This is a genomic window from Micromonospora sp. LZ34 (assembly GCF_052981855.1).
Genome location: NZ_JBRIQN010000021.1, coordinates 50983 through 76356 on the forward strand (window position 1 = coordinate 50983; position 25374 = coordinate 76356).

Sequence of the window (25374 nt, forward strand, 5' to 3'; positions counted from 1 at the left end):
GTCGGGCCCGGCCGGGTCCGGCCGGTGCGACGGACCGGCTTAGCTGACCGTTAAGTAACCGGGCAACCGGTTCACCCGGTGGGCCGCACTGGGCAGACTGTGGCAATGCCCGACGCCGAGTCACCCGCTTCCGCCACCCGCCGTACCCAAGCTCTCGTCGCGGTGGTCGTCGCGCTCGCCGTGGCGGTCGGGGTCGGCGCGTGGTCGCTGCGGGACCGGATCGTCGGCGACGGCGGCGCACCGGAGCCGGGAGACGCTGCCGTTTTCGGCCCGGCGGGCGGCACGCCCAACTGCGCCGGCCGGCCGGCCCAGGCTCCCCGTGAGCTGCGCGGCATGTGGATCACAACGGTGAACAACATCGACTGGCCGAGCCGGCGTGGGCTGCCCGCCGAGACGGTGCGGGCGGAGTTCCGGAGCTGGCTGGACCTGGCCGTGCGGCACAACCACAACGCGGTCTTCGTGCACGTGCGGCCGAGCGGGGACGCGCTCTGGCCGTCGGCGTACGCGCCGTGGTCGGAGTGGCTGACCGGGCGCCGCGACGGCCGCGACCCGGGCTGGGACCCGATGGAGTTCATGGTCGCCGAGGCGCACGCCCGCAACCTGGAGTTCCACGCCTGGTTCAACCCGTACCGCGGCGGGCAGCCGGCCACGGTGGGCGGGCCCGGCCCCAGGCTGGACCAGCTCGCGCCGAACCACCCGCTGCGGCACCACCGCGACTGGGTGGTCACCTATCCCAGCGCCGACCGGCCCGGCAGCCGCCTCTACTTCAACCCGGGCATTCCGGAGGCGCGCAGGTTCGTCGAGGATTCCATGCTGGAGGCGGTCCAGCGGTACGACGTCGACGGGGTGCACTTCGACGACTTCTTCTACCCGTACCCGGAGGCCGGGCAGGACTTTCCGGACGACGCGGCGTTCGCCCGGTACGGCCGGCGCTTCGCCGACAAGCACGCCTGGCGCCGGGACAACGTGAACACGCTGGTCCGCGAGATGAGCGAGCGGATCAAGGCGATCAAGCCGTGGGTGAAGTTCGGCATCAGCCCGTTCGGCATCTGGCGCAACAAGCGCACCGACCCGGCCGGCTCCGCGACGGCCGGGTTGCAGAGCTACGACGACATCTACGCCGACACCCGGCTCTGGGTGCGGAAGCAGTGGCTGGACTACGTCGTGCCGCAGCTCTACTGGCACGTCGGGTTCGACAAGGCCGACTACGCCAAGCTGCTGCCGTGGTGGGTGGCCACGGTGAAGGGGACCCGGGTGCAGCTCTACATCGGCCAGGCCGACTACCGGGTGGGTGAGCGCGGCGCCTGGCGCGACCCGGCCGAGCTGGACCGGCAGCTCGCCCTCAACCGCCGGCACGGCGTCAGCGGGAGCGTGCACTTCAGCGCCAGACAGGTGCGCGCCGACAAGCTCGGCGCGGTCAGCCGCTACCGCCGGGCGCACTACGCCGGCCCGGCGCTGGTGCCCGTGATGGTGCAGCTCCCGGCGGCGCCGCCGGCCGCACCGGTGGTCACCGAGGCGCGGCGCGCGGACGCCGGCGGGGTCGCGCTGACCTGGCGCGGGGACGGCGCCACCAGCTTCGCCGTCTACCGCGTCGACGGCGACGCGGCCCGGCTCGTCGGCACCGCCCGGGGGACCGGCTGGGTCGACCGCACCGCCCCGGCCGACCGCCCGCTCTCCTACTGCGTGTCCGGACTGGATCGCAGCGGGAACGAGGGCGGACTCAGCGCGCCGATCTCCGTCGCCGCGCCGTGAGGCATCCCCAGGCGTGTCGCCGGGCCGGGGCGGCGTGACTCCGACCGGTCCGATGCGTCGGGTCACGCCGCCTCCGCCGCTATTCCGCGGACTGCTGCTGCTCCCGGAACTGCTCCACCGGAAGGCCGCCTCGGCCCCAGTTCTCGGTCTCGACCTCGTCGATGACGACGAAGGTGGACTCCATCGGCTTGTTCAGCACGTCGAGGAGCACCTTGCTCACGCCGTGGATGAGGGCCGCCTTCTCCTCGGCGGTCGGCGCGGACGCGCCGGGCGTGGTCCCCACGCGGGTGATCTGGATCGTGACGATCGGCATCGTCTGGTCCCTTCTGAAGGTAGCGGTCTCGTCAGTGACCGGCGTTCTGGCCGCCGTCGACGTGCAGGATCTCGCCGGTGACGAACGGAGCGGACTCGAGGTAGAGGACGGCGTCGACGATGTCGCTCGTCTCGCCCATCCGGCCCACCGGGTGCAGGCCGGCGAACGTCTCGTGGAACTCGACCGGGTGCATCGGGGTCTTGATGATCCCCGGGGCGACCGCGTTTACCCGTACTCCGCGGTTCGCATACTCGATGGCCAGGGACTTCGTGGCGGAGTTGAGCCCGCCCTTGGTCAGCGACGCGAGCACGGACGGCACGTTCGAGTTGGGCTGGTCCACGAGGCTCGTCGTGATGGTGACGATGTGGCCTCCGCCGGCCGCGAGCAGGTGCGGCAGCACGCGCCGGGTGAGGTTGAAGAACCCGCCGAGGTTGACCCCGGTGAGCAGGGCGAAGTCCTCATCGGTGTAGTCGGTGAACGGCTTGGCGACGAAGACGCCGGCGTTGTTCACCAGGGTGTCGACGCGGCCGAAGCGGTCCAGCGCCGCCCCGATCACCCGATCCGCGGTGTCGGCGTCCGCGATGTCACCCCGGACGGTGACGATCTCCGGGTCGTCGGCGGCGGTGATCGAACGTGAGGTCGCCACGACGCCGTAGCCGAGCTTGCGGTACGCGGTGACCAGGCCGGCCCCGATGCCCTGGGACGCGCCGGTGACCAGGACGACCTTCTGTCCCTGATTGGTGCCCATGATGAACCTTCCCCCTTGGTTGGCCGAAGCCACGGTGACCACTAGACGACTGGTCGACTAAAAGGTAGCCGACCGGTCATGTATCGTCTGCGGCATGGGACGGACGAGTGACGCGCGGAACAAGCTCCTCGACGCGGCTGCGACGCTGATCGAGCGGCGCGGCTACTCGGCGCTGGGCGTGGCCGAGATCTGCTCGACGGCGGGTGTGCCGAAGGGCAGCTTCTACTACTTCTTCGAGTCGAAGCAGGCGCTCGCGCTCACGGTCATCGACGAGCACTGGGACGCCCAGCGGCGGCAGTGGGTCGAGCTGCTCAGCAGTGACCGCGATCCGCTCCGGCGCCTGCGCGACCTGTTCGAGGCCACCGAGGAGGTGCAGCGCGCCGGGCAGCGGCAGGCCGGGCTGGTCGTCGGTTGCCTCTTCGGCAACCTCGCCGTCGAGCTCAGCAACCAGGACGAGAAGATCCGTGGCCGGCTGCAGCAGATCTTCGAGGCCCAGATCGACCTGATCGAGCAGGTGGTCGTCGAGGCGAAGGACCGCGGCCTGGCCGGCGGGTCGGTCGATGCGCGCGACGCGGCACGGTCCATCGTCGCCCAGATCGAGGGGCGCGCCCTGCTCGCGAAGCTGCTCAATGATCCGGCCCAGCTCGAAGCGCTCTGGCGTAACTGCCTGGACCTGCTGCAGGTGCCGGTGCAGGTGCGATCCGCGACCGACTGATCGACGCGTGCGCCACGGGTGGCAGTCGGCTGCGCCACAAAAGTAGTTGCACGGTCAAGGAATTTGCCTCGCCCGCCACCGGTTGCTGATGGCGTCAAGCGTGATCGGAACGAGCGAGGCAGGCGAGTTGAGATGCAGTTCGGAATCTTCGGTGTGGGGGACCTGGCGCGCGACCCGGTGACCGGGCGGATGCCGTCCGAGCACGAGCGGATCAAGGCCGTGACGGAGTACGCGAAGCTGGCCGAGGAGGTGGGCCTGGACGTCTTCGCCATCGGTGAGCACCACAACCCGCCGTTCGTGCCCTCGTCGCCCACCACCATGCTGGGTTACGTCGCGGCCCGGACGGACAGGATCGTGCTCTCCACCTCGACCACCCTGATCACCACCAACGATCCGGTGAAGATCGCCGAGGACTACGCGATGCTGCAGCACCTGGCCGACGGGCGGGTGGACCTGATGATGGGCCGGGGCAACACCGGCCCGGTCTACCCGTGGTTCGGGCAGGACATCCGCAACGGCATCCCGCTGGCGATCGAGAACTACGACCTGCTGCGCCGGTTGTGGCGGGAGGACGTGGTGGACTGGAAGGGCCGGTTCCGTACCCCGTTGCAGTCGTTCACCGCGACGCCGCGTCCGCTGGACGGGGTGCCCCCGTTCGTGTGGCACGGCTCGATCCGCAGCCCGGAGATCGCCGAGCAGGCCGCGTACTACGGCGACGGGTTCCTGCACAACAACCTGCTCTGGCCCAAGGAGCACGTCCAGCGGATGGTCGGGCTCTACCGCCGGCGGTTCGCCCACTACGGGCACGGCTCCGCGGACCAGGCCATCGTGGGCCTGGGCGCGCAGGTGTTCATGCGGCGCAACTCGCAGGACGCGGTGCGCGAGTTCCGCCCGTACTTCGACAACTCCGCGGCCTACGGACACGGGCCGTCGCTGGAGGAGACGATGGAGCGGACGGCGCTCCTGGTCGGCAGCCCGCAGCAGGTGATCGACCGGACCTTGGCCTTCCGGGAGTACGCGGACGGCGACTACCAGCGCCAGCTCTTCAACGTCGACGGGATCGGCGTACCGCGCAAGACGGTGTTCGAGCAGATCGAGATGCTGGGGGAGGTCGTACAGGTGCTGCGCAAGGAGTTCGCGGTGGGCCGTCCCGCCCACGTGCCGGACGCCCCGACGCACGCCTCGCTGAAGGCCGCGGCGCAGGCCGCCGCGGCGGGGGAGGACCGATGAAGCGCACCATCGCAGTCGTGTCGGCCGGTCTGCGGCTGCCGTCGTCGACCCGGATGCTCGCCGAGCGGCTCGCCGACGCGGCCCGGCGCGAGCTGGAACAGCTCGGGGCCGAGGTCGACGTCGAGCTGATCGAGCTGCGTGACCACGGGCACGACCTGGTCAACAACCTGCTCGCCGGCTATCCGTCGAAGGAGCTGCAGCGGGTGCTCGAGACCGTCGCCGCCGCGGACGCGCTGATCGCGGTCACGCCGACGTTCAGCGCGTCGTACAACGGGCTCTTCAAGATGTTCGTCGACGTCCTCGACGACACCGCGTTGGTGGACAAGCCGGTGTTGGTCGCCGCCACCGGGGGGACCGGACGGCACTCGCTGGTGCTGGACCACGCGCTGCGGCCGCTCTTCGCCTACCTGCACGCGGTGGTCGTGCCGACCGCGGTGTTCGCCGCTCCCGAGGACTGGGGTGCCGGCGACACCGCACAGAGCTCGCTGGTCCGCCGGATCGACCGGGCGGCCGGCGAACTGGCCCGCGAGGTGGACCGGCGGAACAAGCGCAGCCAGACCGACCCCTTCGCCGACCCGACGCCGTTCGAGCAGCTCCTCGCCGGCGAGTGACCGCGGTCGCGGGGCGCCGGACCGCCGCATCGCGCGCCCGGCGCCCGCGGTCGGCGCGGGCGGGCGGACGCGTCAGCGGACCGTCCCGACGCGCTGGAACGCGCGGGCGAGCGCGACGAGGTCCATGCCCTCGAAGTGGTCGAGGAACCGCCGACGCACACTGGCCAGATGGCTCGGCCAGGCCTGTTCCAGCCGGGCGAAGCCGGCGTCGGTGAGGACGGCGTTCCAACCGCGGGCGTCCTTCTCGCTCCTGACCCGCTGGACCAGGCCCTCGGACTCCAGCCGGTTGATCGTGCGCGTCATCCCGCTCAATGACAGCTCGCAGGCAGCGGCTAGCTCACTCATCCGCATCTGCCGGTCGGGCGCCTCGGAGAGGACCCGCAGCGCGTTGTACTCGGTGAACGGCAGCTGGTGCTCGCTCATCATGTCGGCGTCGATCACTCTGGGCAGGACGTAGATGACGCGGCCCAGGGAGCGAACCAGCGCCTCCTCCTCGGGGTTCAACGGCTGCAGGGGCTCTGCTGGGGAACCGGACATGCCCACCATGCTAGTTGCTTGACGGAGCAATGCCCGGCAGTCCGGTCACGGCCGCTGTGATCGCAAACATAGGCGGCCTGGTTGCTTGACCAAGCAAACACCGGATAGCGTCTGCTTGACCAGGCAAGGACATCCGGAGAGGTAGCACCATGACCAGAATCGGGATCATCCTCGGTAGCACCCGCCCCGGGCGTAACGGCGAAGCCGTCGCCCGCTGGGTCCTCGAGGTCGCCAAGCAGCGTTCCGACGCGGAGTTCGAGCTCATCGACCTGCTCGACCACCAGCTGCCGCACCTCGACGAGGCGTACCCGCCGGCGATGGGCCAGTACACCCAGCCGCACACGCTGCGCTGGGCCAACACCATCGCGTCGTTCGACGGGTTCGTGATGGTCACCCCGGAGTACAACCACTCCACCTCGGGTGCCCTGAAGAACGCCATCGACTTCCTCTACGCCGAGTGGAACAACAAGGCCGTGGGCTTCGTCAGCTACGGCTCCGCCGGCGGCACCCGGGCGGTGGAGCACCTGCGGCTGATCGCCGGCGAGCTGCAGATGGCCGACGTGCGGTCCCAGGTGGCGCTGTCGCTCTTCACCGACTTCGAGAACTTCAGCGTCTTCAAGCCGAACCAGTTCCACCAGGACTCGCTCACCACCACGCTCGACCAGGTCGTGGCCTGGAGCACCGCGCTCGCCCCGCTGCGCAACAGCTGAACCCGCCGGACGGATCTGCAGATGGCCGCGGGATCCTCCCGCGGCCATCTGCCTCAGGCGCCGACGTCAGTGGTGGGCGTGCGGGTCGAAGCCTTCCGGCGCGCGGTCCAGGAACGTGGTGACCGAGCTGATCCGGCCGTCCGGGGCGAACACCAGCGTGTCGGTCCCGGCGGCGAAGGACTGCCCCTGCTGGACCTCGATCTCCCACCGCAGTCGGGCCCGGTCGTGGTGGATCTGCGGCTGCTCGCGACCCTGGAACACCGCGGTGCTCACGTGCTGGGTGAACTGGTCGTGAAAGTCGATCAGCGCCTGTCGGCCCGTCAGGACGCCGATCTCCGCGTGGTACCGGATGTCGTCGGTGAAGGTCTCCACGGCGAGTCGCTGCTGCTGGTCGGGCTCTCCGGTGTTCCAGAACCGCACGTAACGTTCGACGGCTTCCGCATACCTGGTGCTGGAGGTCATTGCCGATCCTCTTCCTTCACGGTGGACGGTCTGGTGCGGCGGCTGCCGCACTCGTACCGTGCGGCCCGGCCCCGGCCGGTGTCGATTACCTACGAGGTCATTGCCCGGCGGCGGCCACCTGGGTGAGGCTGGTGCCATGACCAGGACCGAGCCGGTGGGCCTACTGATCCGGCGGTGGCGCGAGCGGCGGGGCCGGTCGCAGCTCGACGTGTCGTTGTCGGCCGACCTGTCCACCCGGCACCTGAGCTTCGTCGAGACCGGGCGCGCCAACCCGAGCCGTGGCCTGATCGAGCGACTGTGCGACGAACTCGACGTACCGCTGCGGGAGCGTAATGCGCTCTATCTGGCCGCCGGGTTCGCGCCGGTGCACGCGGAAAGCGCGTTCACCGATCTCGGTGCGGCACGCGCCGCCGTAACGGCGGTCCTCACCGGCCACGAGCCTAATCCGGCGCTCGCCGTCAACGTGCGCTGGGAGCTGTTGGCCGCCAACCGTGCCGCGGAGGCGTTCCTGTACGGCGTCCCGGAGGCGCTGCGTACGCCTCCGGTCAACGTGCTGCGGGCGACCCTGCACCCGGAGGGCCTGTCCCGGCAGATCCGGAATCTGGCGCAGTGGCGCGCGCACGTGCTGCGCCGGGTTCGCCGGCAGCTCGCCCGCACCGCCGCGGAGGGTCTGGCGGAGCTGCTGGTCGAGCTGGAGAGCTACCCGGTGCCGGAGGAGGGCGCGACGGGCGCCGGCGCGGCGCCAATGGAGGACCTGGTGGTCCCGATGCGGTTGGCCACGGAGTACGGCGAGCTTGCGCTGCTCTACACGACGACGGTGTTCGGCTCACCGCGGGACGTGACGCTCGACGAGATCTCCATCGAGACGTTCTTTGCGGCCGACGCCGCGACGGCGGACACGCTGCGGGCCATGGCGTCCACCGCCGCGCAGGCGGCCGGGCCGTCCCTGACCGGGGCCGTGGCAAGCGGCGTGCGCTGATGCGCCTGTCACCCCGGCACGTGCGGCCGGGTGACCTGCGGTCGGCGCCGGGGCGTCCGGTGCCGTGCCGCGGCGTCCTGTCCCGACGGTTCCGGACGTTCGACCCGGGTGGGGTTGCCGCGGACCAGTTCGTCGTGGATGCGCCACCGGGCGGTGGTGAGATCGCTCCGTGCCGCCTCGTCGCCGTCCGCCAGGCGCTGACGAAGCAGATGGAGGGCGATACGGCGGTTGAGGCTGAGCTGCCGCTCGGTGTCGACCACGACCACCATGCCGGAGGGGCGGTGGGTGGCCCGTACCGCCGTGCTGGCCTTGTTCCGGTGCTGGCCGCCGGGGCCGCCGGTACGGCAGGCGACCACGTCGACATCCGCCTCCGCGAACGTGGTGGCCGGCGAATCGACCCGGCACGGCCGGGCGATGACGTACCAGTTCTTCCGGCCGCTGCTCGCCCGGTACGGGCTGGGGGCCTGCCAGCACAGCGTCCCGGTCCACGAGGCGGCGAACGCCCTGGCGTCTGCGCCGGAGATCCGGACCAGCACCGACCGGTAGGTGTCGGGCCGGTCACCCGGAACGGTCTGCACCCGGCGGGTGGTGAGGCCCTGCCGGGTGGCGTCGGCCTCCAGCCGGCACAGCAGCCGGGCCAGCGCCCAGGCGCACTCCTGCGGGCCGCGCCCGGCGGACATCAGCAGGTGGACCGTCACGGCCGGCCCCGCCTGCGGCGGTTGTCCCGGCGGTCCGGTCGGGGCGTGGACCCGGTGTCGGGCGTCTTGTAGGTGACCAGGGGGACCGTGGTGGCCACGGGGGTGGCGAGGCCATTGTCGACGAGGTCGGTGATCACCTGCTCGATCCGCTTGTAGGCCGAGGGCGCCTCCTCGAAGAGCAGTTGCCGTTCGCCGCACACCACCACCGACCCCACCGGGGTGCGGCGCAGTTCCTCGACGGTGTGCTTGGCCCGACCCCGGCGCAGGGCGTCGGTGCGGGACATCTTGCGGCCCGCGCCGTGCGCCACGGAATGGTTGGCCTCCGGGCCGGCGTCGGCGGCCACCAGGTAGGAAGGGGTGCCGCGGGTACCGGCGACGAGCACGTCGCGGCCGTCACCCGGCGCGGCGCCCTTGCGGTGCAGGTACACCCCGTCGCGGATCTCGACCAGGTTGTGGCACTGGTCGACGATCGGCTCGGTGGGCTCGGCGCCCAGGGCGTGGGCCACCCGGGCGGCCAGCAGCCGCCGGTTGAGCGAACCCCACCGTACGGCCTGGTCATGCATCGCCAGGTAGCCGGCGACATCGGGGGCGGGACCCGCGCCGTGGACCTCGGTGTGTGCCCGCAGGATCCGCTCGCCCAGCCCTCGGGAGCCGCTGTGGACGACGAGCACGAGGTCGCCGGCGTCGAGCCCGAGCCGGGCCGCGTGACCCGGCTCGAAGACGGTCCCGATCCGCGCCAGCTCGACGAAGTGGTTACCCCGGCCGACCGTCCCGAGCCCTTCGAGGTGACCGGCGGGAACATCGCCCGCCACGACGGCCCAGGCCGGGTCGTCGGCATCCCGCTCCGGGTCGAGCGCGCGGTCGAGGTCGGGGAACCGGGCGGCGAGCTTCTCGGGTACGGCGCGCTTGAGCTTGACGGGGAACACAGCGATGCCGCAACCGATGTCGGAGCCCACCAGGAACGGGTACAACACGGTCGACGCCATGGCGGCGCCGATCGGGGCGCCCTTACCGGGGTGCAGATCCGGCATGGCGGCGACGTGGCGCATGCCGTCGAGGGCGGCCACCTGGTGGCACTGCGCGAGGGCGGCGGACTCGATCCAGCTCGTGGGGGAGGCGAACACGGTGACGGTGGCCAGTGCGGACTCCGGCCGGGAGTGGTGCTGAGACAACGACGCTCACTTCTCGCTGAAAGAGTGCGGGCGGACGGCAGCACGGCACCGATCGGTGCCGTGGGGCGCGGGGGCAAGGGGTGCTGTCCGTCAGAACGTCATGGACACCACCCTCCCGGAGCACGCCGTGCGCGGCAAGCGACTTTCGGCCACCCGGGCAGCGGGGAGCCGGGGACGGTGTGAGCACCGCGGCGAGGGAAGCCCGGCCGGCTCCCCTCGCCCCGCTGCCGCCTCACCGGGCAGCGCGCGGTGTCACGACTGCTTCGGTGCGAAGTGCAGCGCGGTGATCCCGCAGTCGAACTGCTGCGCGGTGACCAGGCGCAGCCGCTGGTACGTGCCGTCGGTGGGGAACACGGGCAGGCCGGTGCCGATCGCGGTCGGGTTGACGAACAGGTGCAGTTCGTCGAGCAGGCCCTTGGCGATCAGGTCGGCGACGAGCGTGGCGCCTCCGTAGGTGATGATGTCCCCGCCGGGCCGGGCCTTGAGCTCGTTGATCGTCTCGGTGAGGTCGCCGCCGGCGACGACGGCGTTCTCCCAGGGCGACTCCGCGAGGCTGTTGGAGATCACGACCTTGGGCGTGTTGTTCATCCAGTCGATGGACTCCCGGGTCTCGCCGGGCGGGCCGGCCGCCCAGGCCGGGATGAAGCCCTCGGCGAGCCGGCGCCCCAGCACGATGGTGTCGACCGGCTTGCTCAGCGCGTCGATGTAGGCGCTGATGTCGTCGGTCCACGGGAACGTCATCCAGTCCATCTCGCCGTTCGGACCGGCCATGTAACCGTCGACGGTGGTTTGGACCTGCAGCTTGAACTTGCGCACGGGGTGCCTCTCTGTGTCAGTTGACGGGGTCGATGAGGGTGGTGACGTGGACGGCCGCGGCGAGCGCGTCCCGGTTGCCGGTGCGGGTGTAGACCTCGGCGGCGGTGTCGGTGAACTTGATGACGTGCTCGTCGCCGTGGCGGACGGCGCGGTCGACGACCTCGGCCGCCGCGTCCGGCCCGTCGGGCACGTCGGTGGCCGGGGGCGAGGGCGGCCCGGCGGGCGGCGCGTAGGCGGCGGTGATGGCCGCGGTGGTGGTCCACATCGTGGTGACGCTCGGTACCCACAGCTCGCGCGGCAGCGCGGGTAGCGTGTGCAGCACCGCGTTGGGCGCGGTCGCGGTGTGCACCAGCAGCACGGGACTGGCGTGACCGTGCGCGAGGTACCGGACGGTGGCTGCGGTGACCAGGTCGGCCAACCGGGCGCGGGCCTGTTCCGGTTCGGCGGCCGGTCGCAGGGCCGCCACCGCGTCGGGCCACCCGGGCAGCGCCGCGAGTTGCCCGAGCCGCTCGGCGACCCGGCCGCGTTGTACCGGGATCCGGTGCATCGCGTCCAGCGCCGCGCCGGGGTCGAGGCGACCCGCGGGGTGGGCGGCCGGCGGGAGGCTCCGGTAGCGGGCGGCCCAGAAGGCCAGGCCGTGCGCCAGTTCGGCCAGCGTCTCCGGGTTGTCCGCGCCGGCGAGCAGTGCCCGGACCGCGTGTCCCACCCGGATCACGCCGTGGGTGGTGCCGGCCAGGACGCCGGGCAGCAGGCGGGGCCACCAGGTGGCCAGCACCTCCCGCCACGGGCCCTGCGCGAGCCGCTGCGTGAAGTACGTGGTCCAGTCGCCGATCCGACGGCCGTCCCCGAGCGCCTCGGCCCAGCCCCGGTCGTCGATGGGGGTGGTCGAGGTCGGCAGGTCGTCGAGGCGGTCCAGGTAACGGTCCACCCAGCGGTCCACCTGTGCCGCGTAGCCGCGCCGGATCATCACCTCCACCGCCATCGGGCCATGGTTGGTCAACTGGTCCTCGCCCCACTCCGGCCCGCTCCGGTGCAGCCGTGCGTACGCCTCGCTGAGCACTCCGCCGGGCATCGGTCACCTCCATCTCCTGGTCTGTTCAGGATCCAGCATGCGAGCGCCGTCCCCATCGGACATCCGTGGTGAGCACGGATTTCCACCACGGACCCGGCTCGGCGAGGATGGTGGACATGACGGGCAGCGACACCACGCCGGCGATCTCCAGGCGGGAGGCGGACGTCCTGGCCGCGCTGGGCGAGCGGCTGACCAACGCCGAGATCGCCGCGAAGCTGTTCATCTCGGTACGGACGGTGGAGAGTCACGTCTCGTCGCTGCTGCGGAAGTTCGGTGTCACCGACCGGCTGGCGCTGGCTCGCATCGCCCGCCCGCGAACCACGGCACCGGCCACCCTGCCCGGGCTGCCCGCCCCGAGGACCAGCTTCATCGGCCGGGCGCACGAGCGGGACGCCGTCCTCACCGCGCTGGACGCCGCCCGGCTGGTGACCCTGGTGGGCCCCGGCGGCGTGGGCAAGACACGGCTGGCGATCGAGGTGAGCCGCGAGGCCCACCCCGGGCACGGCGGTTTCGTCGATCTGGTGGCCGTCCAGGCCGGCTTCGTCGCCCAGGCCGTGGCGACCCGGCTGGGGATCCGCGAGGGGCCCCAGCAGCCCCTCATGGACGCCATCGTCGACGACCTGGGCCGCCGGCGCGCACTGCTCGTGCTGGACAACTGCGAGCACCTCGTCGACGCGGTGGCGCAGTTCGTCGACCGGGTGCTGGCCGCGTGTCCCGAGGTGACCGTGCTGGCGACCAGCCGGCAACGGCTCGGCCTGCCCGGCGAGCGGACGGTCGCGGTCGGGCCGCTTCCCCTGGCCTCCGACGCCGAGCGCCTCTTCCAGGACCGGGCGGCCGCCGCCGACCCGGGACTGGTCGGCGAACCGGCGGCCGTCGCCGACATCTGCGCCCGGCTCGACGGCATCCCGCTGGCCATCGAACTCGCCGCCGCGCGCACCGCGTCCCTGGGCATCGACACCCTGCGCGCCGCACTGAGCGACTCCCTCCGGGTGCTCGACGGCGGCCGGGGCTACGACCAGCGGCACCACTCGCTGCGCGCGGTGGTGGACTGGAGCCACGACCTGCTGCACCGCAGCGAGCAGGACATGTTCCGACGCCTGTCGGTGTTCAACGGCGGGTTCGACCTGGTCGCCGCGGTCGCCGTCGCCGCGCCCGACGACGCGCGGGCCGGCGGACCGGTCCCGTCCGGCGACCACCCGACGGCGGACGCCGCCGCGTCCGTCGCCGACGTGCTCGGCCGACTGGCCGACCGGAGCCTCGTCGTCCGCCACCGGGGATCGACCAGCCGGTGGCGGATGCTGGAGACGATCCGCGCCTACGCCGCGGCGAAGCTGGCCGACAGCGGCGAGCAGGCCGCCGTACGCCGCCGGCACCTGCGGTGGGCGGCGCGGACCGCCGCCGCGCTGGCCGGCCGCATCGACCTCGCCGACGGCCCGTGGGCCGACGAGTTCGACGTCGTCGCCGACGACCTGCGCTCCGCGCTGTCCGCCGCACCGGCCGGTCCCGACCCGGTGGCGCATCGGCTCGCCCGGTCGCTGGGCGAGCTGACCTACGCCCGCCGGTTCCTGCGCGAGTCCATCAGCCACTTCCGCCGCGCCGCCGACCACGCGCCGGCGGCGACCGCCGCGGCCGACCTGGTCACCGCGTCCGACGCGGTCTACACCATCGGGCACGCCAGCGGCGCGTTCGACCTGCTGCTGCAGGCCGCGGAACGGGCCCGGGCAGCCGGTGACCGCCGCAGCGAGGCGATCGCGCTCGCTCGTGCCGTGGTCACGGCCCGCCGGTTCCCCTCCGGCTTCACCCACCCGGTGCCGCGCGACCGGGTGGACCAACTCATCCGGGACGCGACGGCGGCCGGCGACAGCGGCGACGCCCTGGTGGCGGCCCACCTGGCCGCCGCCGCGGCCTGGAGCGGCAGCCCGACGCCGGCCGACCCCGATCCCGCACTGACCGGACGGGCCGTACGGGCGGCCGAGGCCACCGGCGACCCGGTGCTGATCAGCGGCGGGCTCGACCTGGCCGGCACGCTGGCCGCCCGCACCGGGCGGCTGCGCGAGGCCCACCAGCTCGCCCGCCAACGGCTCGACCTGCTGGCGCTGATGCCCCGGCACCGACCCGGGTACGCCGCCGAGGTCCTCGACATCTTCCACGTCGCCTGGCTCTCCGCGTTCGCCGCCGGTGACCTGCCGGCCGCACTGGCCACCGCCGAGACGATCCTCGCCGACGAGGTGCTCGGCGCACACCCGTACCGGGCCACCAGCAAGCTGGTACCGACCCTGGTGATGCTCGGCCGGCTGGACGAGGCCCTCGACCACGCTCGCGCCATGTGGCACGGCTGGGAGGCGGCCGGCTGCCCGACCGCGGCGTGGATGTCACCGGGCGTCTCCGCCGTCGCCCTCGCCCACGGCCTGCGCGGCGACCTCGACGGCTACCGCCGCTGGCGGGCCCGCGCCGTGCTGGCCACCGGCGCCACCAACCCCGCCCTGGTACAGAACAACGCCTCCTTCGCGGTCTTCGTCGACGCCCGCGTCGCCGCGCACAACGGCGAGTTCACCGGGGCCGCCGCGCTGGTCGAGCGCGCCTTCGGCGACTTCCCACGGGGCCGGCACGAGACGTACGCCCGCGCCGCCGCCGCCGAACTCGCCGTGCTCGCCGGCCTTCCCGACGCGGACGACCGGCTCGCCGCCGCCGGCGCGGCGGGCGCCGAGAACGACTGGGCGGCCGCGTGCCTGGACCGCGCCCGGGGCCGGCGGCACGGCGACCGCGACTCGCTCGTCGCGGCCGTGCGGGGCTGGGAGCGCGTGGGCGCCCGCTTCGAACGCGCCGTCACCCTGCTGCTCCTGCCCGAACGGGCCGCCGAAGGCCGGGCCGAACTCGACGACCTCGGCGCGTGACGCCAACCAGCGGCGACCGGATCACCTGACGGCCCGGCTTCGGGGTCGGGGCCGACCGGGCCGGCGTGATTGGATGTGCGCCGTGCGGCTGTCTCCGAAATCGGTCTGCTGGTCGGTGGTCGCCGGCGGGGCGGCGGTGCTCCTACTCGGCGCGCTGTCGGACGCGCTGGTCCTCGCCGGGCAGGCGACCGCCGTGGCACTGGCCGGCCTTGCCGCGATCGTGCTGCTCGGCACCGGGCGGGGCCGCCTCGCCGTGGCGGCTGGCATCGGCCTGCTCGCGGTCGGCGCCGTGCTGGCGAGCCGGGACCTGGGCGGGCCGAGGTACCTGACGCCGTTCTACGCGCCGCTGAGCCCGGCGCGGCCGTATTCCCTCGGTGAGGATCTCGCCTGGCTGGGTGAGGCGTTGTCGGCGCAGCTCACCCAGCACTGGTCCGCGTTGCTGGGGATACCGCTGATCTGTGGCGGCACGATCGTGACGCTGGCCGACCGGCCGCGGACCGACGCGCGGTGGCCACGGTGGGTCGCCTGGGCCGCCGTCGCCGGGGTGGCGGTCATCCTGCTCACCGGGATCGGCGGAGGGAGCCTGACCCGGCGACTGGTCGCGCTCGGCGCTCAACTGCCGACCGTGGTGACGGTGGCCGCCGGACTGACGGTGCTCCTGGTGGCCGCCGGTCGGCGGTGGCGGTTCGGCGTCCCGGCCGCGCTGGGCGCGTCGCTGCTGACCGCAGCCCTGCTCACCGCCGACCTGACGGCGGTGGGGCCGGTCCGGCCGGTTGTCCTGTCCGAGTTCCACTCGTACGCCGAACCCGCCTTCCTGGAGCCGGGCTACCGCATCGAGGCGGCGGCCGCGGTGGCGGTCGGCCGGGCCCTGCCGCCCGGCCTGGTCACGGCGCCGGTGCTGGCGCTGGTGCTGGTCCTCGCGATCGCACTGCTCGTGCTCGCGGCGCCGAGCCGGGGACCTGGCCCGAGTGGTGACGGTCCGGACGGACTGCAAGGCGTCCCACCCGAGCAGTAGCGCCGACCACTGTGGACGACGGGCCCGGCCCGATCGACGGTGATCGACGGGAGCGCCGACCGGACCTAGCATGTGGACGGATGGATCTTCGCGATCCGCCTGGCCGATTCCGGCCAGCAGCCCGACCGAAGGGAGACGCCCGTGCGTCGATCCCCGCATCTGGCACTACTCGGCGTCGGCATGTCCGGCGCATTGGTCCTGAGCGCGGCCCCGGCGGCAGCGGCGGCCCAGCCCGCCGCCAGCACACCACCCGGCATCGTGGTCAGTGACGGCATGACCCAACCGGTGTTCTCGCTCGCGGACGCGATCGAGGAGCGGGTGTACCTACAGACCTCGGTGGACACCGACCACGACGGCCGCCGCGACCGGGTGGCGATCGACATCTCCCGGCCCCGGGAGACCGCGACCCAGGGCTTCAAGGTGCCGGTCATCTTCGAGCACAGCCCGTACCGCAAGAACGTCTGGGGCGACGTGCCGTACCCGAGTGTGCTGGTGGACGAGTTGCCGCAGAACGGCCTGACCCGATCCGGGCTGCGGACGCGGGACGTGGAGACCCAGCGTGCGGTGGCGAAGGCCAACCTGCCCGGCTCGCTGGACGACTACTACGTGCCGCGCGGCTACGCGGTGGTGCTCGGCCAGAGCGTCGGCACGGGTGACTCGGACGGCTGCCCGACCAGCGGCGACCAGGCCGAGACGCTCGGCACCAAGGCGGTCATCGACTGGCTCAACGGGCGGGCGAAGGGGTACGACGCGAGCGGCGCCCCGGTCACCGCCGACTGGACCACCGGCGCGGTCGGCATGACCGGCGTCTCCTACAACGGAACGCTGCCCAACCAGGTGGCCACCACCGGGGTCGAGGGGCTCAGGACCATCGTGCCGGTCGCCGCGATCAGCAGTTGGTACGACTACTACCGGGCCAACGGTCTGGTGGTCGCCCCCGGGACGTTCCAGGGCGAGGACACCGACATCCTGGCCCAGTTCACCGCCGGCCAGGCCCGCGCCGAGGGGCCCTGCGCCGACGAGATCGCCAGGCTCACCGAGGAGCAGGACCGGCTCACCGGCGACTACTCGACGTTCTGGCGGGATCGCGACCACCTCGACGCCCGCGATGTGGAGGCGAGCGTCTTCGTCGTGCACGGCCTCAACGACTGGAACGTGAAGACCGAGCACTTCGCCGGCTGGTGGGACGAACTGGCCCGGCGCGACGTACCGCGCAGGATCTGGCTGCACCAGGGTGGGCACGGCGGCCCGGGCAGCAACGCGTCGGTGACCCTGCCCGACGGCCGGACGTGGACCTACAAGCAGACCGAGAACCGCTGGTTCGACTACTGGTTGTGGAACGTGCGCAACGGGATCATGGACGAGCCGACCGCCGTGCTGCAGCGGGAGGACCGGGTGTACACCACGTACGCCAACTGGCCCGACCCGGGTGCCCGCGAGGTCGCGCTGAAGCTCTCCGCGACCAGCGCCACCGACCCCGGCACGCTCACCACCGGCAGGCGGCCGAGGGCCAAGGTCGAGCAGGGCTTCGTCGACCAGGGCCGGACCGTCCACCCGGACACCCTGGTGGCCGATCCGGACGCGGCGAGTCAGAACCGGCTCGCCTACCGCTCCCCGGTGCTGACCCAGGACGTCCGGATCTCCGGGCGCCCGGAGATGCGGCTGCGGATGGCGATCGACAACAAGCCGGACGCGAACCTCACCGTGTACCTGGTGGACTACGGCCCCGCCGGATCGACCGCCGCGCCGAGGGTGGTGACCCGGGGCTGGATGGACCCGCAGAACCGCAAGGGTCCGTCCCGCACCGAGCCGGTGAAGCAGGGCAAGCTGTACGACTACCGGTGGACCCTGGAACCGAAGGACTACGTCTTTCCGGCGGGGCACCGGATCGGCGTGGTCGTCTTCTCCAGCGACCAGGAGTACACCCTGCTGCCGCTCGGCGGCACCGAGCTGCGGGTCGCGCCGAACCACAGCGAGCTGCGGCTGCCGGTGGTCGGGGGCAGGGCCGTCCTCGGGTTCTGATCCCTCCCGCACCATCGAACGAGGTGGGGGCGGCCCGACGCGTCGGGCCGCCCCCACCTACCGGTCGTCGACGGGCAGCTCTCCGCCGCCGGCCATCCCTTCACGACCGACCGGCAGCGCCGGCGCGACACCGAGGGCGGTGGTTCCGCGACAGGCGTAGGACCTGCCGCCGGGAATGTTTCGCCACTCGTCGGATGATCGGCCGCGGGCCGCACCGTAGCGTCGGTGCAATTCACCTCGCATCCGCCCGACTACCGCACGTGACGGCCGGGTGGGCGGGCGCCGCGGACGAGCGCGGCGGATCGCTGCGGCGGTCGTGAGCCGGCGCTCCATGCTGTCTTTCCCACCCCCCGAAGGAGCAGCGGTGCCCCCATCCTCCCGTCCAGCCCGTGGCCGACGAAACGCCGCCGTGCTGCTGTCCACGACCCTCGTCGCGGCCCTGACACCGTTCACCGCGACACCCGCCGGCGCCGCCCCCGACGGGGCTGGCCCGACGAACCGGCTCTTCCTCACCGGCCCCAACCAGGGCGCGCCCGACGACATCGCCGTCAGCTATCTGCGGGCGCATCCGGCCGAGTACGGCGTCCGCGACGTGGACCTCACCGACCTGGCGGTGGCCTCCAGCTACCCCAGCCGGCACAACGGCGTGACCCACGTCAACCTGGCGCAGCGCCACAAGGACCTGGAGGTCTTCGGCGCCACCGCCACCGTCACCATCGCCCGCGACGGCAGCGTCGTCTTCGTCGGCGACACCCTGGTATCCGGCCTCTCCGACGCGGTCTCCGGCACCGCGTCCCTGGATCCGGTCGAGGCGGTGGCGGCGGCGGCCGACGGCCTCGACCTGGCGGACCCGACCAACCCGCGGGTGATGAGCCGCAGCGGCGGCCCGGCCCAGCGCACCGTCGTCTCCGGCAGCGGGATCTCCGACCAGCCCATCCCGGCGAAGCTGGGCTGGCAGCCGACCGCCGACGGGCTGCGCCTGGCCTGGCAGTTGGTGATCGACGACTCCGCCGACGTGCACCTGTGGAACGCCACCGTCGACGCCGAGACCGGCGAACTGCTGGGCGCCGACGACTGGACCCACCAGGACAGCCCCACCGACCTGGCCAGCACGCTGGGCCGTCGGGAGCCCGCGGCCCCGACCGTGGCCACCGCGAACGTCCCGACCCCGAAGGTGACCCCGCCGAATCCGGTCGACGACGGGTCGAGCTACCGCGTCTTCGAGTTCCCCAAGGGCGACCCGAACGACGGCCCGCAGAGCCTGGTGACCAATCCGGCGGACGGGACCGCCTCGCCGTACGGCTGGCACGACACCGACGGCACGCCGGGCGCCGAGCACACCACCACCCGGGGCAACAACGCGCACGCCTACACCGACAAGGACGCCAACAACCAGGTCGACCCGGGCAGCGCGACCGAGGGCGGAGCCGGTCTCACCTTCAACTTCCCGGCCGACCTGAACGAGCACCCGCAGACGTACGCCCCGGCCGCGGTGGTGAACCAGTTCTACTGGTGCAACATGGTCCACGACCTGACCTACCGGTACGGCTTCGACGAGGCGTCCGGGAATTTCCAGGTCAACAACTACGAGCGAGGTGGCACCGGCGGCGACGACGTGCAGTGCGAGGCGCACGACGGCTCCGGCCAGAACAACGCCAACTTCTCGACGCCGGCGCTGGACGGTGGCCGCCCGCGGATGCAGATGTTCCTCTGGCCGGGCAACCAGTTCGGCCTGCCGAACGCCGTGACGATCGGCGCGGGGACCACCGCCGGCACCTACGAGGCGGAGTACGCCCGGTTCACCCCGGCGCCCACCAGCGCCGGCTTCGCCGGCGAGGTGGTGGCGGTCGACGACGGAGTCGGGGCGACCGGCGACGGCTGCACGGCCTACAGCCTGCCCAGCGGGGCGATCGCCGTGGTCGACCGCAGCAGCGGCTGCAACTACCACGCGCAGGTGGTCAACGCCGAGGCGGCCGGCGCGGTAGCGGTGGTGGTCGTCAACAACGTCGCGGGCGCCCCGGCGGTGATGAGCGGCTCCATGAACCCGGCGGTCGGCATCCCCGCGGTGATGGTGAGCCAGGCCGACGGCAACAGCATCAGGGCGGGGCTGCCCGCCGCGGGCCGGGTGCACCGCAACCTGGCCCGGCCGGCGATGCGGGACGCCTCGTTCCGCTCGGAGACGATCTTCCACGAGTACGGCCACGGGGTCTCCAACCGGCTGACCGGTGGCGCGACGGTCAACTGCCTCACCGGTGAGGAGCAGATGGGGGAGGGCTGGAGCGACTTCCTCGCGATCACCTCGCTGCTCAACCCCGCGATCGACGATCCGGAGGGCGCTCGCGGTTACGGGCAGTACGCGCTGTTCCAGGACAGCCGGGTGGGTGGCGGGATCCGGCCGCGGCCGTACTCGCGGAACATGGAGATCCAGCCGTTCACCTACGACAGCATCAAGACCGGCGGCTGGCTGGAGGGCACCTCCCTGGCCGCCCCGCACGGCATCGGCCACGGCTGGGCGGCGATGCTGTGGGACCTGACCTGGGACCTCGTCGACCGGCACGGGTTCAACCCGAACGTCTACGAGTCGTGGCGCACCGGCGGCAACAACCTCGCCCTCCAACTCGTCATCGACGGCCTCAAGATGCAGGGCTGCCGCCCCGGTTTCGTCACCGGTCGCGATGCCATCATCGCCGCCGACGCCGCCCTCACCGGCGGCGAGAACACCTGCACCATCTGGGCCTCCTTCGCCCGCCGCGGCCTCGGCCACAGCGCCGTCCAGGGCACCACCGGCCGCAACGACAACACCGAGGCGTTCGACACCCACCCGTCCTGCCGCGGTGACTTCATCGACCGGGCCGGACAGCCCACCCTCAACACCGTCGGCGCCGGCGACGCCGTGCCGATGCGGTTCGCGCTCGCCACCAACCGGGGCCTGGACATCCTCGCCAGCGGCTCGCCCTACTCCCGGTTGGTCGACTGCGACACCCTGGCGACCGTCGGCCCGGACGGCGCCGTCACCCCGCGGCCCATCCCGGTCGCCGCCGCCAACCCCGGCGGATCGGCGATGTCGGTCAACGCCAACGGCCAGTACAACTACCCGTGGAAGACCGACCCGGCCTGGGCCGGCACCTGCCGCGAATTCGTCCTCACCCTCGACACCGGATTCCAGTACCGCGCGTACTTCGCGTTCACCAGCTGACGCGGTGACGCTCCGGCGCCGGCCGGAGGGGTGTCCCGATCACGGGACGCGCCCCTCCGGCCGGGTGTCAGATCGCCGGAGCCAGGAACTCGGCGAGGGGGTCGACGAGCCGGGCCGGGGCCCGGTTGACGCCGTCGTGCCCGGAGCGTGGCACCGGCAGCACCCGCATCCGGGGCATGACCGGTGCCAGGGCCGCCGCGATCTTCGGGTAGTGCGGTGGTCCGGCCTGCCCGTAGGCGAACAGCACGTCGGCGGTGACACCCGCGTACTGGTCGGGCGGGCCGTCGTGGGCGGCGACGAACTGGGTCTCGTCGAGGGTGATGCCGAGCAGTTCGCCCATCTGGCGACCGATGGGGGTGCGCAGGAACAGCCGGCAGATCGCGGTCTGCACGCCGAGTGGCAGCCGGGACGTCGGCATCTGTGGGTTGCCGGCGGCGCCGACGATGGCCATCGCGCGTGCGGTGTCGCCGGCCGCGAGGGCCGCCCGCGCCGCGGGGAGAAAGGCCCCGGACATGATGCCGTTGACGGAGACCGCCGGGTCGTAGAGGGCGAGCCGCGCGATCGGCAGCGTGAACGCGGCGCGCAGCGCGATGAACCCGCCGGAGCTGTGTCCGAGGACGGCGCGGGCACCGGTGTGCGCGAGCACGGCGCCTAGGTCCTCGATCTCCTGCTCCACGGTGTAGGGCTGGCGGCGTGCGGGGGCGTCGGCCCGGCCCCGGCGGTTGTAGAGGTACACGGTGCAGCGGTCGGCCAGCGCTGCCGCCAGGCGGCGGTAGGGCTCGATGGTGACCCCGCCTCCGTGGACCACCACGACGTCCGGGCCGGTGCCGGTGGAGTGCAGGACGAGCTTCTCGCCGTCCGGCGCGAGGATGTGTTCCATCAGGTTCCGCCTTCCCGTGTCGGTCCAGAAACTGCGAACGGTGTTTGCAGTTTACAGTAGATCGGTGAGCAGAGCAGCCCCGGGCCGCGGTCAGCGCGAGTCGATCTTCTGGCGACCGGAACGGGGCACCCGTGGACCGTCGCCGGCGCACAGCCGCGACGACATCGTGGCGGCGGCGATCGCGATCGCGGACGCCGACGGGCTGACGGCGGTGTCGATGCGGGCGGTCGCCACCCGACTGGAGACCGGGGCCGCCTCGCTCTACCGGTACCTCTCCTCCCGGGACGACCTGCTCGACCTGATGGCCGACCGGGTGGCCGCCGAGCTGCGGCCGTACCCGGAGCCGGACGGCGACTGGCTGGACGCGATGCTGCGGATGGCCCGCGCCCAGCGGGCCGTGCACGAGCGGCACCCCTGGCTGTTCGAGCTGAGCCAGCGGGCGTCCGCCGTCGGCCCGGAGGCCCTGGCGTTCTTCGACGCCTGTTTCCGGATCATGGAGCCGGTTCCGGCGACGCCGATGGCCAAGTTCGAGGCGATCGGCGTGATGAACGGGATCTCCATCCTGTTCGCCCGGAAGCGGACGGCCGGTGAGGCGTTCACGTTCACCGGCCTCGACCTCACCCCGTACCCGCATCTGGTGGCCGCCCTCAGCCAGCCGCCCGCCGTGGCCCCGGCCGCCGACCTCTTCGACCGCGCCCAACGAAGCCTGCTGCACGGCCTCCTCGCCACCGACCCCGCCTGAGCGGCCGTTGGTCGGCCGCGCCTCGAGCCGGACGGGCCCCGCTGCCAAGCGCCGGGGTGAAAACCGGGCAGTTCGCGATCTCGTCGCTGGTCACGCCGTTCCTGCTCGGCACGGTCGTCGATGCGCCCGCGGCCGCGGCCGGCATATTCCGCCGCCCATCCGGGTAGAAGCATGTCACTGCGTCGCAGTGGCTGGCGGCAACGTCGCCCGGCTGGCTCCAGCGGATCGACCCGACCTGACCGCTGGCGCTGCGACGCTCGCAAGTGCAGCGGATGAAGGAGGGCCACCATGCCATTCCACAATGGATTCGTTCGTCGACCGTCGGTGCCGGCCGGAGTGCTCCGCAGGCGGCACGGTCCCACCGACCATCGGGTCCGGTGATGTCATGTCTGCGCTGACCACCACCCGACGGGCGCTCGCGAGCCCCTCGATCCCCCGCGAGTACGTGGTGTACCTCCAGGCCAAGCTGCTGGAGGCGGAAGCCAGCCTGGCGGCGATGAGCGAGCGGTACGACCGGACCAAGGCCCGCTTCGACCGTTGCTGCGCGCGTCGGGGCATCACCCCGGACGAGGACATCGTCAACTACATCAACTCGAAGAGCATGAATCCGGAACTCAAGTTCTGGTATTCGAAGGTCGAGCACTTCCAGCGCGAGGTCGCCGCCTACGGGGCGGCGCTGACCGGGCTCGAGGCCGCGCACCGGATGCTCGGTCCGAGTGGCGGCTACGGCGTACGGGCGGAGAACCGACGCGGCAACGGCAGGGTGGCCTGAGTCCCCCGACCCGACGGGTCGCGGCACGGCGAGGGACTCCGGTGGCGGCAGCTCGCACCGACACCGGAGACCTCACGCTCGGCCAGCGGTGACGCGGCCGGGTCACCCGGTCAGTGGCAGGCGCCGGTGGCCGAGTCCCCACGCCGCTGGCCTGATCGCATGTCGGTGGCCGCGGACGGGAATGCGGGGGCGCGTGATCATGACCGGTCACCGGGGTCGATGGCGAGTGACAGGGCGGGCCATGCCGCGAGGTCGTTGAGCATCTGACGGTCATGGGTGGCGACGACGACCGCTGCCGGGGTTTCCAGCAGGGCGGCGGTCAGGTCGTCGACCAGGGGAGCCGACAGGTGATTGGTGGGTTCGTCGAGGATCAGCAGGTCGGGTCGCTCGGCGAGCCGCAGGGCGAGATCCAGCCTCCGTTGCTGGCCCTGAGACATCCGCCCGACCGGCGTGCGGAGGGCTTCCCTGTCGAGGAGGTTGGTCGCGGTCAGGGGCAGCCGGTCGGTGTCGCTGAGGTGCCCCCGGGACTGCAGCCGGCCGACATGCTGGTCGTACAGCTCGTGGGCGAGGACGGTCGGAGGCCAGTCCGGCACCTCCTGCCCGAGGTGCGCGACGCGTGCCCGCGCGAGGTGGCGGACCTCCCCCGTCGAGGGTTCCAGGTCTCCCGCCAGAACCGCGAGCAGCGTCGACTTGCCTGCCCCGTTGGGGCCGGTCACGAGCAGCCGGTCCCCACCGTCGAGGGTGAGCGTGACAGGTTGGTGGAAGCGCCCGGTCACGGTGACGTGGTCGCACCGCAGGACGCGCATCCCCGGTCGTGTGCCCACGTCGGGCCAGCGCAGTGGCAGCGGCGGTTCCGGCACGGTGACCCGGTGGGCGGCAAGCGCTTCCTGCCGGCGCCGGAGCGTCTGGACGACACCAGGGGCGCGGGACTGGCGCTGGTGTTTGCCGTGTCCCTTCTCCGGGCGCCAGCCCGTGCTCAGTCGGTCCCGTGCCTCGTCCACCGCGGCGGCCAGCCGCTGGTGTTCCGCCTGCTGCGTCTCGTGGTCCCGCACCCAGCGCTCACGCTCACGCCGGCGCCCCTCCTGCCAGCCGGCATAGCCGCCAGCGAACAAGCGCGGTCGCCCGTCCTCACTGGGGTCGAGGTCCAGGAACTCCTCGGCCACGCCCCGCAGCAGGGCACGGTCGTGGGTTACGACCACCACCCCGCCCGGATGCCCACGAAGCCGGGTGGTGAGGAATGACAGGCTGTCGGCGTCGAGGTGGTTGGTCGGCTCGTCCAGCATCAGCAGGTCGTGGTGCGCTCCCAGGACGCACGCCAGGCGGACCCGGTAGCGCTGACCGACCGACAACGTCGACAGCGGGCGCCCCCGATCGGTGCAGGCGTCGAGCCCTGCCAACGCGACGTCGACGCGGCGTTCCGCGTCCCAGGCATCCAGTCGGGTAGCCGCGTCGAGTGCGGCGGCGTAAGCGGTGTCCGCGCCTGCCCTGCCCTCGGTGATCGCGGTCGTCGCGTCGTCGAGCGCCCGCAGCGCGCGTTGGGGCTCCCGCATCGCGCCCATCACGAGGGTGCCCACCGTCTCGCCGCGGCGCGCTCCCAGCGCCTGCCGGACGACCCCGATCGTGCCGATCCGCTCCACCGTGCCCTGGTCGGGCGGAATCATGCCGGCCAGCGCGTGCAGCAACGTCGTCTTGCCGCGGCCGTTCTCGCCGACGATGGCCAGGCGAGAGCCGGCCGAGACGGTTACGTCGACGTCGGACAGGACCACCCGCCCGCCCAGCACGACCCGGACCCCGTCGGCTCGGACGTGCGCCGAGTCGCCAGCCGGGAGCCGGCCGCCCCATGCGAGGTCAGGCTCCGCTGTCAAGTCTCGTGGTGAATTCAGTTCAAGATTGTTCACTGTCTGCTCTTCAGCTCGTCATGGAGCCGGGCAGCACAGACACGCCGCCCGGCAGGAACGCCAGGACGGCGGAACAGAGCTGGTCAGAAGAAGTCGGTCAACCCTGCCGCCGTCAGCGGAGGGACCAGAGCGTCATCGAG

22 protein-coding genes are annotated in these 25374 nt (G+C 72.5%); 12 read left to right on the top strand and 10 right to left on the bottom strand.

Annotated features, from left to right (window positions below; genetic code table 11):
• The first annotated feature begins 105 nt into the window (after positions 1-105).
• On the top strand, positions 106-1752 hold the full coding sequence (locus tag ACVCAH_RS21885; protein ID WP_447138042.1) for a glycoside hydrolase family 10 protein: 1647 nt from the start codon (positions 106-108) through the stop codon (positions 1750-1752).
• Between the two features lie 79 nt (positions 1753-1831).
• Here ACVCAH_RS21885 and ACVCAH_RS21890 read toward each other — a convergent pair whose 3' ends face one another.
• Both ACVCAH_RS21890 and ACVCAH_RS21895 read right to left on the bottom strand, forming a co-directional pair.
• Positions 1832-2065, bottom strand: a complete 234-nt coding sequence (locus ACVCAH_RS21890) for a tautomerase family protein (protein WP_447138043.1) — start codon at positions 2063-2065, stop codon at positions 1832-1834.
• Positions 2066-2096: 31 nt separating this feature from the next.
• A complete protein-coding gene (locus tag ACVCAH_RS21895; protein WP_447138044.1) occupies positions 2097-2813 on the bottom strand; it encodes an SDR family NAD(P)-dependent oxidoreductase in 717 nt (238 codons plus the stop codon).
• A gap of 94 nt (positions 2814-2907) precedes the next feature.
• Between ACVCAH_RS21895 and ACVCAH_RS21900 the strand changes: the two genes are divergently transcribed.
• The 3 genes from ACVCAH_RS21900 (at position 2908) to ACVCAH_RS21910 (ending at position 5369) form a co-directional block, all read left to right on the top strand.
• Positions 2908-3528, top strand: a complete 621-nt coding sequence (locus tag ACVCAH_RS21900) for a TetR family transcriptional regulator C-terminal domain-containing protein (RefSeq protein ID WP_447138045.1) — start codon at positions 2908-2910, stop codon at positions 3526-3528.
• Positions 3529-3660: 132 nt separating this feature from the next.
• On the top strand, positions 3661-4758 hold the full coding sequence (locus ACVCAH_RS21905) for an LLM class flavin-dependent oxidoreductase (protein WP_447138046.1): 1098 nt from the start codon (positions 3661-3663) through the stop codon (positions 4756-4758).
• The gene (locus ACVCAH_RS21910; protein WP_447138047.1) at positions 4755-5369 is read left to right on the top strand and encodes an FMN reductase; all 615 of its coding nucleotides are present in this window, start codon (positions 4755-4757) and stop codon (positions 5367-5369) included. Before ACVCAH_RS21905 ends, ACVCAH_RS21910 begins: the two co-directional genes overlap by 4 nt.
• 72 nt (positions 5370-5441) lie before the next feature.
• Here the strand turns inward: ACVCAH_RS21910 and ACVCAH_RS21915 are convergent, their stop codons facing one another.
• Positions 5442-5906 (bottom strand): MarR family winged helix-turn-helix transcriptional regulator, encoded by a 465-nt coding sequence (locus ACVCAH_RS21915; protein WP_447138048.1) that lies wholly within the window; start codon positions 5904-5906, stop codon positions 5442-5444.
• Between the two features lie 149 nt (positions 5907-6055).
• Between ACVCAH_RS21915 and ACVCAH_RS21920 the strand changes: the two genes are divergently transcribed.
• Complete coding sequence (locus ACVCAH_RS21920) at positions 6056-6616, top strand: NADPH-dependent FMN reductase (protein WP_447138049.1); 561 nt, start codon at positions 6056-6058, stop codon at positions 6614-6616.
• A 66-nt stretch (positions 6617-6682) separates the two neighbouring features.
• Here ACVCAH_RS21920 and ACVCAH_RS21925 read toward each other — a convergent pair whose 3' ends face one another.
• Positions 6683-7078 carry a nuclear transport factor 2 family protein gene (locus tag ACVCAH_RS21925; RefSeq protein WP_447138050.1) on the bottom strand — a complete coding sequence of 132 codons (396 nt, stop codon included), beginning with the start codon at positions 7076-7078 and terminating at the stop codon, positions 6683-6685.
• 136 nt (positions 7079-7214) lie between these two features.
• Here ACVCAH_RS21925 and ACVCAH_RS21930 point away from each other — a divergent pair, with 136 nt between their 5' ends.
• A complete protein-coding gene (locus ACVCAH_RS21930) occupies positions 7215-8057 on the top strand; it encodes a helix-turn-helix domain-containing protein (protein WP_447138051.1) in 843 nt (280 codons plus the stop codon).
• 8 nt (positions 8058-8065) lie between these two features.
• On the opposite strand, the gene prfH is transcribed toward ACVCAH_RS21930, so the two are convergent.
• From prfH to ACVCAH_RS21950, 4 genes are all read right to left on the bottom strand, one after another.
• Positions 8066-8755 (bottom strand): peptide chain release factor H, encoded by a 690-nt coding sequence (prfH, locus tag ACVCAH_RS21935; protein WP_447138052.1) that lies wholly within the window; start codon positions 8753-8755, stop codon positions 8066-8068.
• Positions 8752-9927, bottom strand: a complete 1176-nt coding sequence (locus ACVCAH_RS21940; protein WP_447138053.1) for an RNA ligase RtcB family protein — start codon at positions 9925-9927, stop codon at positions 8752-8754. The genes prfH and ACVCAH_RS21940 overlap by 4 nt, the downstream gene beginning before the upstream one ends.
• 252 nt (positions 9928-10179) lie before the next feature.
• Complete coding sequence (locus tag ACVCAH_RS21945; protein ID WP_447138054.1) at positions 10180-10743, bottom strand: dihydrofolate reductase family protein; 564 nt, start codon at positions 10741-10743, stop codon at positions 10180-10182.
• 16 nt (positions 10744-10759) lie between these two features.
• A complete protein-coding gene (locus ACVCAH_RS21950; RefSeq protein ID WP_447138055.1) occupies positions 10760-11815 on the bottom strand; it encodes a questin oxidase family protein in 1056 nt (351 codons plus the stop codon).
• Between the two features lie 116 nt (positions 11816-11931).
• Between ACVCAH_RS21950 and ACVCAH_RS21955 the strand changes: the two genes are divergently transcribed.
• From ACVCAH_RS21955 to ACVCAH_RS21970, 4 genes are all read left to right on the top strand, one after another.
• Positions 11932-14709 (top strand): ATP-binding protein, encoded by a 2778-nt coding sequence (locus tag ACVCAH_RS21955; protein ID WP_447138056.1) that lies wholly within the window; start codon positions 11932-11934, stop codon positions 14707-14709.
• 82 nt (positions 14710-14791) lie between these two features.
• A complete protein-coding gene (locus tag ACVCAH_RS21960; protein ID WP_447138057.1) occupies positions 14792-15724 on the top strand; it encodes a hypothetical protein in 933 nt (310 codons plus the stop codon).
• 141 nt (positions 15725-15865) lie between these two features.
• Entirely contained in the window at positions 15866-17746 is a 1881-nt protein-coding gene (locus tag ACVCAH_RS21965; RefSeq protein ID WP_447138058.1) for a Xaa-Pro dipeptidyl-peptidase, read from the top strand.
• A 409-nt stretch (positions 17747-18155) separates the two neighbouring features.
• A complete protein-coding gene (locus tag ACVCAH_RS21970) occupies positions 18156-20942 on the top strand; it encodes a M36 family metallopeptidase (RefSeq protein WP_447138059.1) in 2787 nt (928 codons plus the stop codon).
• Positions 20943-21009: 67 nt separating this feature from the next.
• On the opposite strand, the gene ACVCAH_RS21975 is transcribed toward ACVCAH_RS21970, so the two are convergent.
• Positions 21010-21822 (bottom strand): alpha/beta fold hydrolase, encoded by an 813-nt coding sequence (locus tag ACVCAH_RS21975; RefSeq protein WP_447138060.1) that lies wholly within the window; start codon positions 21820-21822, stop codon positions 21010-21012.
• 64 nt (positions 21823-21886) lie between these two features.
• Between ACVCAH_RS21975 and ACVCAH_RS21980 the strand changes: the two genes are divergently transcribed.
• Together ACVCAH_RS21980 and ACVCAH_RS21985 are read left to right on the top strand one after the other, a co-directional pair.
• Complete coding sequence (locus tag ACVCAH_RS21980; protein WP_447138061.1) at positions 21887-22564, top strand: TetR/AcrR family transcriptional regulator; 678 nt, start codon at positions 21887-21889, stop codon at positions 22562-22564.
• A 385-nt stretch (positions 22565-22949) separates the two neighbouring features.
• Positions 22950-23336, top strand: coding sequence for a hypothetical protein (locus ACVCAH_RS21985; RefSeq protein ID WP_447138062.1), 387 nt, complete (start codon positions 22950-22952; stop codon positions 23334-23336).
• Between the two features lie 197 nt (positions 23337-23533).
• On the opposite strand, the gene ACVCAH_RS21990 is transcribed toward ACVCAH_RS21985, so the two are convergent.
• On the bottom strand, positions 23534-25201 hold the full coding sequence (locus tag ACVCAH_RS21990) for an ABC-F family ATP-binding cassette domain-containing protein (RefSeq protein ID WP_447138063.1): 1668 nt from the start codon (positions 25199-25201) through the stop codon (positions 23534-23536).
• Between the last annotated feature and the right edge of the window lie 173 nt (positions 25202-25374).

What these genes read in the sequence shown, in the direction of transcription:
- ACVCAH_RS21885 (WP_447138042.1), top strand. Translation starts at nt 106, where the DNA reads ATGCCCGACGCCGAGTCACCCGCTTCCGCCACCCGCCGTACCCAAGCT.
- ACVCAH_RS21890 (WP_447138043.1), bottom strand. Translation starts at nt 2,065, where the DNA reads ATGCCGATCGTCACGATCCAGATCACCCGCGTGGGGACCACGCCCGGC.
- ACVCAH_RS21895 (WP_447138044.1), bottom strand. Translation starts at nt 2,813, where the DNA reads ATGGGCACCAATCAGGGACAGAAGGTCGTCCTGGTCACCGGCGCGTCC.
- ACVCAH_RS21900 (WP_447138045.1), top strand. Translation starts at nt 2,908, where the DNA reads ATGGGACGGACGAGTGACGCGCGGAACAAGCTCCTCGACGCGGCTGCG.
- ACVCAH_RS21905 (WP_447138046.1), top strand. Translation starts at nt 3,661, where the DNA reads ATGCAGTTCGGAATCTTCGGTGTGGGGGACCTGGCGCGCGACCCGGTG.
- ACVCAH_RS21910 (WP_447138047.1), top strand. Translation starts at nt 4,755, where the DNA reads ATGAAGCGCACCATCGCAGTCGTGTCGGCCGGTCTGCGGCTGCCGTCG.
- ACVCAH_RS21915 (WP_447138048.1), bottom strand. Translation starts at nt 5,906, where the DNA reads ATGTCCGGTTCCCCAGCAGAGCCCCTGCAGCCGTTGAACCCCGAGGAG.
- ACVCAH_RS21920 (WP_447138049.1), top strand. Translation starts at nt 6,056, where the DNA reads ATGACCAGAATCGGGATCATCCTCGGTAGCACCCGCCCCGGGCGTAAC.
- ACVCAH_RS21925 (WP_447138050.1), bottom strand. Translation starts at nt 7,078, where the DNA reads ATGACCTCCAGCACCAGGTATGCGGAAGCCGTCGAACGTTACGTGCGG.
- ACVCAH_RS21930 (WP_447138051.1), top strand. Translation starts at nt 7,215, where the DNA reads ATGACCAGGACCGAGCCGGTGGGCCTACTGATCCGGCGGTGGCGCGAG.
- ACVCAH_RS21950 (WP_447138055.1), bottom strand. Translation starts at nt 11,815, where the DNA reads ATGCCCGGCGGAGTGCTCAGCGAGGCGTACGCACGGCTGCACCGGAGC.
- ACVCAH_RS21955 (WP_447138056.1), top strand. Translation starts at nt 11,932, where the DNA reads ATGACGGGCAGCGACACCACGCCGGCGATCTCCAGGCGGGAGGCGGAC.
- ACVCAH_RS21975 (WP_447138060.1), bottom strand. Translation starts at nt 21,822, where the DNA reads ATGGAACACATCCTCGCGCCGGACGGCGAGAAGCTCGTCCTGCACTCC.
- ACVCAH_RS21985 (WP_447138062.1), top strand. Translation starts at nt 22,950, where the DNA reads ATGTCTGCGCTGACCACCACCCGACGGGCGCTCGCGAGCCCCTCGATC.